15 protein-coding genes are annotated in these 15284 nt (G+C 66.4%); 4 read left to right on the forward strand and 11 right to left on the reverse strand.

What is annotated here, in order from left to right; genetic code table 11:
• Positions 1–22: 22 nt before the first annotated feature.
• From HF877_RS05270 to HF877_RS05290, 5 genes are all read right to left on the reverse strand, one after another.
• Positions 23–526, reverse strand: coding sequence for a DUF2029 domain-containing protein (locus HF877_RS05270; RefSeq protein WP_169620126.1), 504 nt, complete (start codon positions 524–526; stop codon positions 23–25).
• The gene (locus HF877_RS05275) at positions 523–744 is read right to left on the reverse strand and encodes a helix-turn-helix transcriptional regulator (protein ID WP_169620127.1); all 222 of its coding nucleotides are present in this window, start codon (positions 742–744) and stop codon (positions 523–525) included. The genes HF877_RS05270 and HF877_RS05275 overlap by 4 nt, the downstream gene beginning before the upstream one ends.
• A gap of 87 nt (positions 745–831) precedes the next feature.
• Positions 832–1653: an SDR family oxidoreductase gene (locus tag HF877_RS05280; protein WP_169620128.1), complete on the reverse strand. Its 822-nt coding sequence runs from the start codon at positions 1651–1653 to the stop codon at positions 832–834.
• Positions 1654–1681: 28 nt separating this feature from the next.
• Positions 1682–3259 carry an ABC transporter substrate-binding protein gene (locus tag HF877_RS05285; RefSeq protein ID WP_169620129.1) on the reverse strand — a complete coding sequence of 526 codons (1578 nt, stop codon included), beginning with the start codon at positions 3257–3259 and terminating at the stop codon, positions 1682–1684.
• Between the two features lie 464 nt (positions 3260–3723).
• The gene (locus HF877_RS05290; RefSeq protein ID WP_169620130.1) at positions 3724–4530 is read right to left on the reverse strand and encodes a hypothetical protein; all 807 of its coding nucleotides are present in this window, start codon (positions 4528–4530) and stop codon (positions 3724–3726) included.
• 572 nt (positions 4531–5102) lie between these two features.
• On the opposite strand from HF877_RS05290, the gene HF877_RS05295 reads away from it, so the two are divergent.
• Complete coding sequence (locus tag HF877_RS05295) at positions 5103–6374, forward strand: amidohydrolase family protein (RefSeq protein ID WP_169620131.1); 1272 nt, start codon at positions 5103–5105, stop codon at positions 6372–6374.
• Between the two features lie 92 nt (positions 6375–6466).
• On the opposite strand, the gene HF877_RS05300 is transcribed toward HF877_RS05295, so the two are convergent.
• Complete coding sequence (locus tag HF877_RS05300; protein WP_169620132.1) at positions 6467–6952, reverse strand: TIGR00725 family protein; 486 nt, start codon at positions 6950–6952, stop codon at positions 6467–6469.
• Between the two features lie 56 nt (positions 6953–7008).
• On the opposite strand from HF877_RS05300, the gene HF877_RS05305 reads away from it, so the two are divergent.
• The gene (locus tag HF877_RS05305; RefSeq protein ID WP_169620133.1) at positions 7009–7422 is read left to right on the forward strand and encodes a YchJ family protein; all 414 of its coding nucleotides are present in this window, start codon (positions 7009–7011) and stop codon (positions 7420–7422) included.
• A 6-nt stretch (positions 7423–7428) separates the two neighbouring features.
• Here HF877_RS05305 and HF877_RS05310 read toward each other — a convergent pair whose 3' ends face one another.
• Positions 7429–8079 carry a TetR/AcrR family transcriptional regulator gene (locus HF877_RS05310; protein ID WP_169620134.1) on the reverse strand — a complete coding sequence of 217 codons (651 nt, stop codon included), beginning with the start codon at positions 8077–8079 and terminating at the stop codon, positions 7429–7431.
• Positions 8080–8182: 103 nt separating this feature from the next.
• On the opposite strand from HF877_RS05310, the gene treZ reads away from it, so the two are divergent.
• Positions 8183–9946 carry a malto-oligosyltrehalose trehalohydrolase gene (treZ, locus tag HF877_RS05315; protein ID WP_169620135.1) on the forward strand — a complete coding sequence of 588 codons (1764 nt, stop codon included), beginning with the start codon at positions 8183–8185 and terminating at the stop codon, positions 9944–9946.
• A 30-nt stretch (positions 9947–9976) separates the two neighbouring features.
• Here the strand turns inward: treZ and ilvA are convergent, their stop codons facing one another.
• The 3 genes from ilvA to HF877_RS05330 all read right to left on the reverse strand — a co-directional run bounded on the left by ilvA (position 9977) and on the right by HF877_RS05330 (position 13620).
• The gene (gene ilvA / locus HF877_RS05320) at positions 9977–11287 is read right to left on the reverse strand and encodes a threonine ammonia-lyase IlvA (RefSeq protein WP_346765066.1); all 1311 of its coding nucleotides are present in this window, start codon (positions 11285–11287) and stop codon (positions 9977–9979) included.
• Between the two features lie 127 nt (positions 11288–11414).
• Entirely contained in the window at positions 11415–13181 is a 1767-nt protein-coding gene (locus HF877_RS05325) for a pyruvate dehydrogenase (RefSeq protein WP_169620137.1), read from the reverse strand.
• A 4-nt stretch (positions 13182–13185) separates the two neighbouring features.
• Positions 13186–13620, reverse strand: a complete 435-nt coding sequence (locus HF877_RS05330; protein ID WP_169620138.1) for a nitroreductase family deazaflavin-dependent oxidoreductase — start codon at positions 13618–13620, stop codon at positions 13186–13188.
• 115 nt (positions 13621–13735) lie between these two features.
• Here HF877_RS05330 and HF877_RS05335 point away from each other — a divergent pair, with 115 nt between their 5' ends.
• Positions 13736–13960 (forward strand): hypothetical protein, encoded by a 225-nt coding sequence (locus tag HF877_RS05335; RefSeq protein ID WP_169620139.1) that lies wholly within the window; start codon positions 13736–13738, stop codon positions 13958–13960.
• Between the two features lie 294 nt (positions 13961–14254).
• Here the strand turns inward: HF877_RS05335 and HF877_RS05340 are convergent, their stop codons facing one another.
• Positions 14255–15160, reverse strand: a complete 906-nt coding sequence (locus HF877_RS05340) for an alpha/beta hydrolase (protein ID WP_169620140.1) — start codon at positions 15158–15160, stop codon at positions 14255–14257.
• Positions 15161–15284 lie beyond the last annotated feature (124 nt).

The raw sequence follows: 15284 nt of genomic DNA on the forward strand, positions 1-15284 counted from the left end.
CCGAAACTTGCGGGCTCCGTGCTCACACCTCGGTTTCGTCCCGCGCTGCTTCCTCGGCTTCGCGGCGCCGGTCGCGGCGGCGGACCCACACCAGAACAGCCGCCACCGCACCGGCGCCGACGAACGCCCCCACGGCCATACCTGCCCAGGTCGCGCTGTCGTAGCCGACGGGGTTCGCGAGTTCCACGTAGATGCCGGCGACACCGGCCAGGTAGAGCACGACCGCGAAAACGGTTCGCGGACGTAGCGTTTTCGCGGTGGCGTAGACGTCGACATCTCGAGCGCGGGCATAGGCGATGGTCACCATCGAGAGGACGAACCACGTGGCCAGAACACCGATCGCGATGTGGGCACCGGCCCGGCCCGCGACCCACGGCAGGACGGCCCCGACCACAAGGGCACACCACTGGAACAGCTGGAACCCCACCGCGGAGGCCTCGTTCCAGACATCGCGTTGCCGTTCGTCGTGGTAGAAGTCGTCGTCGAGGTCGGCGACGACACGAGCAGCCTTGAGAAACGCGGTCATGGGAGCCCCTCCGGGTTGAGTGGGAACAGTTCTTCGACAGTGGTACCGAGGGTGCGAGCGAGTCGCAGAGCGAGGTAGACACTCGGTGCGTAATCACCCTTCTCGGTCGAGACGATGCTCTGACGGCTTACCCCGACTGCCGTACCGAGTTCGGCCTGCGTGAGACGCGCCTGCTTGCGCAGCTCGCGAACCTTGTTGCCTCTCGGTGTCTCCGGCATGCCAGAAGTAAAGCTTGCTTGTCATTTCATGTCAAGGATACTTGTCTTTCGAACTGTTCCCACTCAGCAGCGCACCGGCCGGCCAGGTCAGGCCACCGGCCCTGCTCCGCTCCCGATCTCCACCGCGGCCACTGCCTCCACCGCGGCTCTGATGGCGTCCATTCGCTTCTCGATGTACCCGAGATATTCCGGGTGCGTGACGATGTAGGGCAGATCCTCGGCGATCCCCCGCACTACGCAGGCCCCTGCCGCGGCCGGTGTCATCCCTACATCTCCCGCGCCTTTGATGTGTGAAGCATCCTCCACATGCCCTCCCAACCGGGTGGTGTTCGCATCGAGGTTCGACCTCACGAGTCCCGGGCACAGCACGGACACGCCCACGCCGTGTGACGCCATCTCGGCACGGAGCGCCTCCGACAGGGAGACGACGGCACTCTTCACCGCGCTGTAGGCACCGCGGCCCGGAGCACCCGCCGTGAGCCCCATGACCGACGCCGTGTTGACGATGTGCCCGTGCCCCGCATCCCGCATCTGCGCACCGAATGCGGTGACGCCGTGGAACACTCCCGCCAGATCGATCGCAACGAGCAGGTCGAAAACGTCCGCGTCCGTATCCACCACGTCGCGGCCGTTGAACCCGATCCCGGCGTTGTTGACGAGAATGTCCACCGGTCCGAACACCGATTCGGCGTCGGCCTTCGCCTGCGCCCAGGAATCGCGATCGCGAACATCCAGACCGACTCCGCAGATCGCGGGCCCCCGCTCGGCCGTCACCGCCTCGACAGCCTGCCGATCGATATCGGCGATCGTCACGGAGATCCCGTGCTGCGTCAGCGCGTCGACGATTCCGAGCCCGATCCCGCTGGCCCCGCCGGTGACGAATGCATGCCGCGCCGAAGACAGTTCCATCGCTTCACCTTTCCCGTGACGAACCGGATCAGTTCGTCATCCACATTTCTTCGGGCATCGGTGAGCCGAGGGTGAACATCCGGACGCCGTGGACGTTCTCGCTGTAGACCACCGCGGGCGCGGCCTTGGTGTACCAGATACCGGGCACCAGGTCGACGAGCCGCTTCTGTGCTGTCTCGTACGCTGCCTTGCGCTCGTCCGCCCCTTCGGCGACGCGGCCGGCATCCAAGGCGTCGTTGAGTTCCGGGTCGTCGAGACCCGAGAAGTTTCCGGGAGAGTCACCGTGGAATGCGGTCCACAGCGCGTAGTCCGGATCCTGAGTGATCGCAGAGGAGATCACCATGTCGAAGTCGCGCGAGCCGGCGCGGGCCGTCGCCGCGGCGTAGTCCACCACCTCGACCTTGACCTCGACGTTGTCGAACGCACCGAGTTGCGCCTGCAGCGACTCGGCGGCCGCCTTCGTTTCCTGCGTGGGGTAGGACATGAAGGTGAACGAAACCGGCTTGCCTTCTGCTGCCAGTTCGTCGAACAGTTGCTGCGCGGTCTCCTTGTCGCTCGTCGCGAGCGGGATGTCGGCGAAGTACGGGGAGCCCTCGGGGAACAGGGTCTCGGGGATCTCACCCTCGCCGTTGAAGACGACGCTGTTGAGGGCGTCGAGGTCTGCCGCCAGGGATAACGCCCGGCGGGCCCGCACATCGTCGAAGGGCGCGCGCGCCGAGTTCATGATCATGATCTGACCGCCACCTGCGGGTACGACCTCGGCGGGGATACCCGCTGCGTCCGCCTTGGCCAGAGTTCCCCAGCTCGCTTCGAGAGACAGATCGGCGCCGCCGGTGGAGATCATGTTGAACCGCTGGGAGTTGTCGGCCACGGTGCGGACGGTGAGCTTGTCGAGGTACGGCTTGGGTGCGTCCCAGAAGTCCGGGTTCTTCACCAGATCGATCGAGTCACCCCGCACCCAGTTCTCCAAGGAGAACGGCCCGGCGCCCACAGGCTCACGGTCGAACTCCGCCGCGCCCTTCTGCAATGCGGCCGGCGAGGCGATCCAGTTCATCGAGGTAGTGAGCATGCCCTGCGGAAAATGCGGATTGGGTGCCGCCAAAGCAATCCTCAGTGTGGTCGGATCGACGACCTCCGAAGACGCCACCTGTGCGGCCTGCCGGATCGCGGTCGATCCGAGCGCGGGGTCGCGCAGCCGGTCCCAGTTGAACTTGACCGCAGCCGCGTCGAGCGGTGTGCCGTCCGTGAACGTCAGCCCGGGGCGCAGGACGAGGTCGAAGGTCGCTCCCCCGTCCGTGGTGGCGAAGTCGGTCGCCATCTTGTACTCGATGTCGAGGGTGTCGAGATTGTTGATCATCAGCGTTCCGTAGAGCGCGTTGCCGAGCACGGGCTGGTGCGCCCAGGTATTGGAGAGTGCGGCCGGATCCAGGCTGCGCGGCTCGCCCATCTGGATGGTGCGGAGGGTGCCGCCCGCCACGGGGTCGCCGGCATCGGCGCCTGCCGCGGAGGCGACGTTGCCGGATTCGGCGCCGCCACAGGAGGTCAGCAGAAGGGCAGCGGCGCAGGCCGCCGCGATCGCGGGTAGGAAGCGGTGGGGTCGGAACATGGGGACCTCTCGACGTGCGGAACAAGGGGCGAGCCGAACCACACGCGCACACATCCACCCATGCGCAGTGCAACGGATCGACAGAACTCGATTCGAGCGCTGCGCGCCCGACAGAACAGATGACATCTCACCGGATTCGAGGAGCAAAGCCGCCCGGTGCACGCCCACTGTCACGGAGCATCGGCCATTTGTCAACGGCACCAAGCAATTCGGCGACTCGGAAAGTAATTCCCCGGAAATCCTTGCGGATACGTGGGCGTAATACTAATGTTCTCTCATTGCAGAACGTCATTCTTCACGAAGGGATAGTGAATCTACCGGAGGAATCCTACTGCGGCGCAGTGCAATCCGGTTCGCGCAAGCACTGCCGTGCCCGTGCCTGCGATCGGTGAAAGCCCCTCTTCTTCAACCACTTCCGCGATCGCGTTGCGATTCGTCGTTCCGGACCTAATCGGTAACCCCGGTCATGAGGTGGGATCAGCCTGGGCGTAGGGGCGGTAGACGCGCTCGATCCAGTCCGGGACCGGCTTGTCGCGTGCCTCGAGTATCGCGCCGGTCGCTACGCGAGCATTGTGGCCGCATTGTGTGAACGAGGCACCGCCGTCGAGCGTGTAGTCCCATCCGAGGACCGGGAAGTAGCGGAGCTCGGACTCCACATGGTCGATCAAGCGCAACGCACAGTATCCACCGGCATCGGTGAACAATGTGGAGGTATCCGGCGCCTCGAGTGCAGGCAGATTCGGGATGATGTTCCCGCGCAGCTCGGCAGCCAGACGCGCACGCGGAATGTCCGAGGTCGCATCGACCAGATCGGGGCGTTCTTCGGCGACGTCGGGGCCGAACATGAACAGGGGTCCTGCGAGCCGGTCCCTGATCTGCGCCTGCGGGATGTTGCCGGCCAGCAACGAGGCGATCAGGTCGTAGGCCTGGCCACGGGTGCTGGTCGACCCAGCCGGAAACGTCGCATCCGTCTCGGCTTCGAGCCGTTCGAGGATCTGCACTTGACGGGCGGTGACGGGGTGCTCCCTCCAGGAAGGTCGGGCCGTTGCGATGTCACGCACCGCCCGCTTCGGCACAACCTCCGGCTCGATGCCCGAGGCGTGTAATTCGCTGCGGAGTCGAGCTTCCAGGTCGTGCAGCTCACGCCACTGCACGCGGAGGCCGGTCAGGCGCTCGCCGAGGGAGACGAGATCCGCGGCGTCAGGCCGGTCGTCACCGTCGAGACCACAGACCTGCTCGGTCGCCGAGGCGTTCTCAGCAACGCACCGCAAGCGGGTTCGGCCGGACGTTCTGCGTCCGCCACCGATCCGGGTCCCACACCGTCCGAGCCGTCTCCCACTTCTGCTCCGCTGTCCGGTCGGCCCACCGCTCGGCCCCCGTCGCCGGATCGCTGTCCTCGACCGGCAGGGGGGACTCTCCGCTCTGCGCCACCACTACGTCCTCCCTGACCCCCGGAACCGGCTGCCTCTCGCCGGGTGACCTCGTCTGCCCCACGACCTCCTCTGCCGCACCGCGGAACATCCTCGTCGACGGTGCCGGAACATGCGGCCGATCCTAGCGTCTTCGGCCCCGAAAACTGTCGCTGAACTGGCATTTCAGCGAATTCATCGAAGGGGAACCTATCGGCACGGGACAGCGCGGTGAGCGGGCGCCGGACATTCCCCCGGACCCACCTCCCCTACCGGAACGACGGCCAACCCGACCTCCGGCGGCCGAGGATTCCCAAGAAGCACCATTTTCAGTAGTGTTGAACCCGATTCTCGTGCATGGAAGCGATATTCTCTTGTGTGACCGGGATCGCTGCGAGCACTCACCGCGCAGGACAGGAGAGGAACGGACCCAAATGAACATTGATGACATGGTGATGATCAGCATCGACGACCACGTCGTGGAGCCAGCTGACATCTTCGAAAAGTATTTCCCCAAGAGCCTGATGGACCAGGCACCGCGCCTGACCGCCCATCCGCGCAATCCCAACGTGCAGGCCTGGCTGTTCCAGGACAAGGTCGTGGGAAGCTCCGGCCTCAACGCCGTCGTCTCCTGGCCCAAGAGCGAATGGGGCATGGACCCCACCGGATACGCCGAAATGCGGCCCGGCGTCTACGACATGGACATGCGCGTGCGTGACATGGATGCCAACGGCACCCTCGCCGCAACGCTGTTCGCCACCTTCCCCGGCTTCGCCGGCACCCACCTGGCAAGCCTTCCCGACAAGAAGCTGTCCCTCGCCGCCTGTAAGGCGTTCAACGACTGGGTGGTCGGCGAGGTCCCCAACGCCCACCCGGGACGATTCATTCCGCTCGGGATCATCCCGTTCTTCGACGTCGACGAATCCGTCAAGGAGATCGCGCGACTCGCCGCCATGGGCTGCCGCTCGATCAGCATCCCCGAAACTCCCTACGGTGTCGGCGAAGGTTACCCGGACTTCAAGTCCGGCTACTGGGACCCGATCTTCAAGGCCTGCGTCGACCACAACATCGTGCTCAGCCTGCACATCGGTGGCGGCTTCAGCCTGGTCAAGCGGCCCGAAGGCTTCAACATCGACGACATGATGGTGCTGACGCCGCTCATCTCCACGATCGCCGCGAACGACGTCATGCTCAGCGGGGTCTTCCGGAAGTTCCCGGACCTAAAATTCGCCATGAGCGAGGGCGGCGTGGGCTGGGTGGCTCCGTGGCTCGACCGTCTCGAGCGGCACATCGTCAACCAGTCGTGGACGGGAGTGAGCTTCCTGCCCACGGGTATGACCCCGACGGACGTGTGGCGCAAGAACTTCCTGGCGTGCTACATCACCGAGCCGAGCGGCCTGAACAACCGCAACCACTTGGGCATCGACACCATCGCGTGGGAGTGCGACTACCCGCACTCGGACTCGACGTGGCCGAACTCCCCCGAGATGCTCATGGAGGAACTGGTCGCCTCCGAGTGCACCGACGAGGAGATCGACAAGATCACCTTCGGTAACGCCGCGCGGTTCTTCGATTGGGACCCGTTCGCCCACATCCCTCGTGAGCAGGCGACGGTCGGTGCTCTGCGCGCCCGGGCCACGGACGTCGACATCAGCGAGACGTCCAAGAGCGAGTACCGCCGGCGTTACGAACTCGCGAACTCGTAGACGTCCGTACCGGACCAGGAAACACGGCGCCGTCTCCTCTCGGCATCCGTTGCAGCACCGGCCATCCCATCGGATGGCCGGTGCTGCGCGTCTTACCGGGGTTCTTGGCGCCACAGCAGCGCGTGCACGCACTCCACCGCCTCGGCCGGAGATTCGACGTCGAGCACGCCACCAGCGGGCATCTTCCATCCGCCGACGGAGAAGACAGGCACACCCGTTCGCACCGCGAGCGCGATTTCACTCATCGTCCCCCAACTTCCGCCGACGACCACGAGAGCGTCACAACTGCGGACGAGAAGCGCGTTACGCATCTCGCCCAGCCCGGTGGGAATCGCCACCGTCAGATACGGATTGCCGTCGGCACGATCGTCACCGGGGAGGAAACCCACGGTGGTGCCGCCCGCCTCGATCGCGCCCCGGGACGCCGCGGCCATCACCCCGCCCAATCCCCCGGTCACCACGATCGCGCGGCGCCCCGCGAGCAGACCGCCCAGCGTGCGGGCGATCCGTCGCTGCTCGGGCGTGGCCTCACCCGGTCCGACCACCCCGACGTATCGCTGAGCGTGCATGGTCGGCATTCTGCACCACCACACGCCCCTCGGTGAGGGATCTGCGGCAGTGGGACAATGGCGCGATGGTCCGACGCCGTCAGAATTCTGTGCATTCCGCCGACACCGCGTGCCCGTGCGGGCGCGGTATCCCCCTGGGCGAATGCTGCGGAGTATTTCTCGCCGGGCGCAGCGCACCGACCGCCGAACAACTGATGCGGTCGCGGTACACCGCGTTCGTCCTCGGCGATGTCGACTATCTCCGTCGCACCTGGCACCCGTCCACCCGGCCCGCACGCCTCGACCTGGATCCCGAACAACACTGGACCGGTCTGGAAATCCTGCACACTACCGGCGGGGGTTTCCTCCACGCGGAAGGCACCGTCGAGTTCCGCGCCCACTGGACGCACGCAGGAGTGTCCGACTCGATGCACGAGCACAGCCGGTTCGTGCGGGAGAACGGCGACTGGCTCTACCTCGACGCCGACGGTGGCCGGTAGATCCGGTCAGCGGAGAAGTGTCGCACGGAGCGTCGACGCGAGCCACGAGCGGTAATGCGCGATGTCCCACCCACAATCACGGCGTAACAGCGAGTGCACCTGCGGCGAGATGAGCGTGTACAGCACGTCGGCGGCGTGCTCGGCGGTGATGTCGGGACGCAGCCAGCCGCCCTCGTACAGGCCTTCCGCGATGGTGCGCGCGTTGTCGGCGGTCGCACGTGCGTCTTCTTCCGCGAACCGGCGCATATCGGGGTCGGCGCCCGACGACTCGACGGAAGTCATGAGGAGCCCGCCGGCACGTTCGAGCATCTCGGCGCCGTAGTCGACGACCCGCTCGACGATCAGGTCGGCCTCGGTCATCGGGCGGTCACCGGGTCGCCGCACGGTGGGACGCCCCTGAGTTGCCGACGTGTCGCCGGGGCCTGCGACGGCTTCGTCGAGGGCTTCGCGAAACAGATCTGCCTTTCCACCGGGGTAGGCGGTGAAGACGGTCCGCACCGCGACACCTGCCTCTTCGGCGATATGCCGCACCGTGGTGCTCACGTATCCGTCGCGAACGAAGAGGCGCGCCGCTGCCCCACGGATCGCGGCCCTGGTCCGGCGCGCCGCTTCTTCTCTGAGCGGCGAGCTGTAGGTTCTTCGGGCGGGCTCGGACATCACGATCACCCTAGCAGCACCGCGTGCAGCGCCGACGCGCCGAAATCGGTCCCGGCGTAGGTGACACGCTGCACCGCAGGCGAACACACGGCATGCTGGTGTGGTGCATACCTTCGAGGTCTGGGCCCCGATCCCATCATCAGTGCAGTTGTACGCCGACGAGGCTCTTCATCCCATGGAGCGTGACAGGCGAGGGTGGTGGCGTGCCGAAGTCGACGTCCCCCCCGACGCCCGATACGGCTTCGTCCTCGACGGCGACACCGACACGGTGCTCCCGGACCCCCGCTCTCCGAGGCAACCCGACGGGGTGCACGGACTGTCACAACTCCATGCCGTCGACCCCGGCGGGTGGTCCGACCGGTTGTGGACCGGCCGGCAACTCCCGGGCAGCGTCCTCTACGAACTTCACATCGGCACGTTCACCGAGGAGGGCACGCTCGACGCGGCGATCGGCCGGCTCGACGAACTCGCCGATCTCGGTGTCGGCTTCGTCGAACTCATGCCGCTCAACGCCTTCAACGGCCCCCACGGATGGGGCTACGACGGTGTGTTGTGGTACGCGGTGCACGAGCCCTACGGCGGCCCGGCCGCACTGCAACGTTTCGTCGACGCTGCGCACGCGCGAGGTATCGCGGTGGCGCTGGACGTGGTCTACAACCATCTCGGCCCGTCGGGTAACTATCTCGGCAGGTTCGGCCCGTATGTGGCGCCCGCCCCGGGCATCTGGGGCGACAGCATCAATCTGGACGGCACGGACTCCGGCGAGGTCCGCCGGTACATCCTCGACAACGCGCTCCGCTGGTTCCGGGACTTCCACATCGACGCGCTCCGGCTCGACGCGGTTCACGCCCTCCTCGACCACACCGCGACCCACCTTCTCGAGGAACTGGCAGTCGAAACATTCCGTCTCTCCACGCATCTCGGACGCCCCCTGAGCCTCATCGCGGAGAGCGACCTCAACGATCCCCGCATGATCACCCCGCGCTCCGGTGGCGGGTACGGGTTGCAGGCACAGTGGGCCGACGACATCCACCATGCGATCCACACCGCCGTGTCGGGGGAACGTCAGGGCTACTACGGCGATTTCGGGTCTCTCGAATGCCTGGCGCAGACACTGGGACACGGGTTCTTCCATGCCGGAACGTATTCGACGTTCCGCGGGCGGATACACGGTCGTCCCCTCGATATCCGCCGCACGCCCGCGAGTTCACTGGTCGCCTACACGTGCACCCACGACCAGATCGGCAACCGGGCGCTCGGCGACCGGCCCGGTGCCTATCTCGACGCCGGGCAGCTTGCCGTTCGGGCTGCTCTCGTCCTCACCTCGCCGTATACGCCGATGCTGTTCATGGGCGAAGAATGGGGTGCCGGTACACCGTTCCGCTACTTCACCTCGCATCCCGAACCGGAACTCGCCGCGGCGGTCGTGGAGGGCCGCCGCCGGGAGTTCGGTGAACACGGGTGGAACACCGAGGACGTTCCCAATCCGCAGGATCCGGTCACCTTCGAGGTCTCGAAACTGAACTGGGACGAGCGCACCGCACCCGAGCACGCACGACTGCTGGACTGTTACCGGGAGCTGATCGCGCTGCGCCGCGCGCGGGCAGAAGTCAGCGATCCGTGGCTCGAGCATCTCCACGTCACCTACGACGAAGAGGAACGCTGGATCACCTTGTACCGTGGGGCATTACGAGTGGTGTGCAATCTCGGACCGGATCCGGTGACGGTACCGGTCGGAGGGCGCCCCATCCTGTGGTGGGACGAACCGACCGTCAATCGCACCGAATCCGCAGTGCTCGTGCCGGGACATTCCTTCGTGATTCTCGAATCCCGTACCGGCGCGACCCGATCGGAACCGCTCGTCTGACGAGAAATCTCCGTCGGCGGGGACGCCGGCCTACGTCAGATAACGGTAGGCCGGCGACCCGGGCTCGAGCCGCTGCGCCTCGACAGGCGACGCGTCCATCCGATGAAGAAGCGACGAAAGATTCTCTGCCGCACCGAGTTCGATGCCGACCAGCGCCGCACCCGTCTCACGGTTGTTGCGCTTGACGTACTCGAACAGAGTGATGTCGTCGTCGGGGCCGAGCACCTCGTCGAGGAACCTGCGCAACGATCCGGGCTCCTGCGGGAAATCCACCAGGAAGTAGTGCTTGAGACCACGGTGCACGAGCGACCTCTCGATGATCTCGCCGTAGCGCGAGACGTCGTTGTTGCCACCGGACACCAGGCACACGACATTGGCTCCCGGCTGCACCGCGAGTGACTCGAGCGCGGTCACTGCCAGCGCGCCGGCAGGCTCCGCGATGACGCCTTCGTTCTGGTACAGCTCGAGCATGGCGGTGCAGATTGCTCCCTCGTCGACCTGCGCCAACCCGAACGGCCCGCTGCCGAGACCCTCCCGGCGCAGCGCGGCCACGAGCGGAAGGTTCGAGTGGGTGACGACCTCCGCGCCGAGACGGGAGACCACGGCGTACGGAAGATCACCGATCCGTTTGACCGCGGCGCCGTCCACGAACGGTTCGACCTCCGGCAACGTCACCGGACCACCCGCGACCAGCGCAGCGGTCATCGACGCCGCACCGGCAGGCTCGACACCGACGATGGATGTGTGCGGCGATCGTTCGCGCAGGTACGCCGCGAGTCCGGCGATGAGTCCGCCTCCGCCGACCGGCACGATCAGCACGTCGAGGTCTCCGTGCAACTGTTCCAGGATCTCCCGGGCGATGGTGCCCTGGCCGGCGGCGGTACGCGCGTCGTCGAACGGCGGGATCATCGTGGCGCCGGTCCGCGCGACGTCTGCGACGGCCGCGGCGGCCGCCGCGTCGAAGGTGTCGCCGACACCGATGAGCTCGACGAAATCACCACCGTGCGCGCGGATACGGTCGCGCTTCTGCTTCGGGGTGCGCGTCGGAACGTAGATACGGCCGGTGATTCCCATCGCGCGGCAGGCGTATGCCACACCCTGCGCATGGTTGCCGGCGCTCGCGGTGACCACCCCGGCCGCACGCTCGCTGGCGTCGAGTTGAGCCATTGCGTTGTAGGCGCCGCGCAACTTGAACGACCGCACCCGCGTGAGGTCCTCGCGTTTGAGGTAGACGTGGGCGCCGGTCAGCGCGGACAGCCGGGGGTTCGGTTCGAGGGGGGTCGGGGCGACGACCGCGGAAATTCGCTCGGCAGCCGCATCGATGTCAGCCGCGCTGGGCACGGTCGTCTCGTGTGTCGGTTCTGCTGTTCGCGCGGTGGAGGTCACCGGTCAATGCTGCCACTACCTGTGGTTGCGCGACAACGCGGGACCCCCACCCGCGCCTCTCGGACGCCACGGGACGCCCCGGTCAGGAGCCGAACTGCGACGGCCTCGGCACGTTGCGAAGGTTCGACTTCGCCATCTGCACGGCTTCGCCCACTCCCCCGTTCATGACGACTTTCGACATGGCCAGGGCGAAGCCCTTGACCTGTTCTCCGGTGATCGTCGGCGGGAGCGACAACGCTCGTGGGTCGGTGACCACATCGATCAGCGCCGGTCCCGGCTGGGCGAACGCATCCCGCAGCGCGTGCTCCACGTCGCCCGGATCTTCCACGCGGCGGGTGAAGAACCCCAGCGCGTCGGCCACCTTCGCATAGTCCACCGCCGGGACGTCGACCCCGAAGTCCGCGAGACCGTCGACCAGCATTTCGAGTTTGACCATCCCGAGGGTCGAATTGTCGAACAAGACGATCTTGATGGGAAGCCGGTGCATCGCCACCGTGATCAGTTCCCCGAGCAGCATCGCCAGTCCGCCGTCGCCGCTCACGGACACGACCTGCCGTCCGGGTGTGGCGATCTGTGCGCCGATCGCGTGCGGCAATGCGTTGGCCATCGAACCGTGCAGGGCCGACGCCAGAAATCGCCGTCGGCCGTTCGGGTTCAGGTACCGGGCGGACCACACGTTGCACATCCCGGTGTCCGCTGTGAACACCGCGTCGTCCGCTGCGACGTCGTCGAGGATCGAGGCCGCATACTCGGGATGGATGGGCTTTCGCTGGCCCACCGGTGTCGTGTACGCCCCGACGACCTTCTCCATCAGGTCGCGATGCCGCTGGAGGGTGTGTTCCAGAAATCCCCGGTCGGTCTTGCGCTGGAGCAGGGGTTGCAGGGCACGCAAGGTTGCGGCCGCGTCCCCGTGCACCGCGAGCGAAAGCTCGGTGCGGCGGCCCAGCCTCGCGGCATCGACGTCGATCTGGGCGGTCCGGACATCGGGAAGGAACTGGTCGTACGGGAAATCGGTGCCGATGAGCAGCAGCAGATCCGCACCGTGCAAACCGTCGTGTGCGGCGCCGTATCCGAGCAGGCCGGTCATTCCCACGTCGAACGGGTTCTCGTACTGAATCCATTCCTTGCCGCGCAGGCTGTGCCCGATCGGCGCCGCGACCGTATCGGCGAGCGCGAGCAACTCCTCGCGCGCTCCCCGCACCCCTTCGCCGGCAAAGATCGCGATCTTGTCCGCTGCGTTGACGGCCTCGGCGAGCGCATGGACGTCGGCGGGATCGGGAACGAGCGTGGGTGCGCCCGTGCGGACGAGGCGCGGTGCCGTACCAGCCGCAGGCAGCGCGGCGATGTCGCCGGGCAGGATCGCCACCGCCACACCCGGGGCCGCCAGGGCATGCGCCATCGCGCTGTGCACGACGCGCGGCGCTTGCGCGGCCGCGCCGATCAATTCGGTGTAGGCCGAGCATTCGACGAACAACCGGTCAGGGTGGGTCTCCTGGAAATAGGCCGTTCCGATCTGCGTCGACGGGATGTGGGACGCGATCGCCAGGACAGGGGCGCCCGACCGGTGGGCGTCGTACAGCCCGTTGATCAGGTGGAGGTTTCCCGGACCGCAGGAACCTGCGCACACAGCCAGTTCACCGGTGATCTGCGCGTCGGCCGACGCCGCGAACGCGGCCGCCTCCTCGTGGCGCACGTGGATCCAGTCGATGCCACCCCGGGCGGCGCCGCCGGTGCGGCGCACCGCATCGACGACCGGATTGAGGCTGTCGCCCACAATGCCGTAGATCCGGCGGACGCCGGCATCGACGAGCTGAGCCACAAGCTGGTCCGCGACGGTGCGCCCGGCCATCGTGCTAGGTCCGCTCGAGGACGAAAACGGGGATGGCACGCTCCGTCTTGGTCTGATAGTCGGCGTAGTCGGGGTACGCCTCGACCGCCCGCTCCCACCACAGCGCCTTCTCGTCACCGTGCACTTCGCGAGCGATCATGTCGTAGACCTCGGTGCCGTCGCGCAATTCGACGTGCGGATCTGCGACGACGTTGTAGTACCACACCGGATTCTTGGGAGCGCCCCCGAGCGAGGCGACGACGGCATACGTGCCGTCGTGTTCGACCCGCATCAACGGGGTCTTGCGCAGCTTGCCGGTCTTGGCACCGCGAGTTGTCAGGATCACCACAGGCCTGCCGCCGAGGGTGGTGCCCTCGGTACCGCCCGACGACTCGTAGGTCGCGACCTGATCGGCCGCCCAGGACGAGGGGCTGGGTTCATATTCTCCGGTAAGGGGCATGCACCCAGTGAACACGTTCCCGTGATCCGCCACACGTCCGTCCGAAAGTTCGTTGACCCGAATTCTCGGATGCGACTACCCTGACAGAAGGCTTTCCCGACCCGCAGGAGGTGCGATGACGACACTCGAGTCGCCGACCCGTGACGCTGCGCGCGACAGCCACATCGACATCGCCGGTTCCGCATGGCCGATGTACAAACTCGAGGCCCTCGCAGTCGGGTTCCTGGTACTCGTGGCGCTGCTCGTCCTCACCGGCACCGCACAGACCGCGGTGCTCACTGCCGCAGCAGCCACCACGCTCGTGTGGTGGGTCCGCCGGGCGTATTACCGGCGGTCGTAACCGCCCGGACGGGACGGCCCCGAGGCGTGAACGGTGACTGGTTGATGCGGGCAGCGTGACCTGGTACTGCGGCAACTCGAGGACGACTCCTACCTCTCCGGTCTGGTTGATGCGGCCGGAACGCACTGTGCCGATACCGAGTCAAGGACGGCTGGACCATGGCAACACTCGAGGGCATCGAGTACCGCGTGAGTATCGATGGTCTGTCCCCTCCGTGATGGCGTGCCGCTGATCGTGGGTGAACAGATGCGACCGGTCGAGCCGATCCGTGCTCGAAAGAGTTCGTGACCTCGCTCAGGTAGTGGTGTCTGCAAGTTCGCGGATTGCGGCAGCGAGTGGTTTCCATGCGTGCGCAGGCAGCTCGTGCCCGGCTTCCGGGAGGATGAGCATGCGTGAGCCGGGAATCCGGGCCGTGATGGCATGCGCGGCTTCGGGTTTGATCAGAGGATCGTCCTCGCCGTGCACCACCAGTGTGGGCTGCGTGATCGCGGTGATCGGTGGTCCGCTCCACTGAGCGCCGACTTGTCGGCTCTGTGCCTGTTGGTCGTGCACGCCAGGGTCGGGATTACTTTCCAATCGTGCGCGCATTTCGGCTTCGTCGAACTCGCGGCGAGGGGACGTCACCAGTCGTGCTACCGCGAGGCCGGCCTCGATCGCGCCCTCTCGGGTATCGGGAAATCTGAGGCGCGCAAACTTCGAAAGGGTGCGCAAACGGATGTAGCGGAATGTGCGCAACCCGGCGACATCGCCCGGGACGGCCGCGACCGACGTGAGGGAACGCACTCGGTCGGGATGCCGAAGGGCGACGCGTTGCGCGAGGGCACCACCGAGCGAGACTCCGAGCACATGCGCCGAGCTCCAGTCGAGCTCGTCGATCACCGCGATTGCGTCGTCCGCCATGTCTTCGGCGGTGTAGGTCTCCCCGCGTTTGGCCAGCAGCGCGGCGATCGGGTTTCGTACGGCCGTCGGCGGCAGATGTGTCGACTCGCCGCCGTCACGCTGGTCGTACCGCACGACAGCGAAACCGTGGTCGGCCAGTTGCTCACAGAACCCGTCGGGAACCGCATGCCGATCGACACCCAGCCCCGTCGCGATCAGTAGCGGTTCTCCGCCGAGTTCCGGCCGGAATTGATCGAACGCGAGACGTACCGATCCGTTCTGTGCCCATCGCCGCGGTCCCCATTGATTGTCGAGTGCCATCCTGAACCTCCATTTATTGCGTTCACCGAACGCAGTTTTAGTATAGGTCAAGACAGGCAGCAACGAGTGGAGAGTGGCGTCGAGTGACACAGTCCGGAATGAAGCAACCGCACACGACAGTGTG

Source organism: Rhodococcus sp. BL-253-APC-6A1W (assembly GCF_012843405.1).
Lineage (GTDB): Bacteria > Actinomycetota > Actinomycetes > Mycobacteriales > Mycobacteriaceae > Rhodococcus.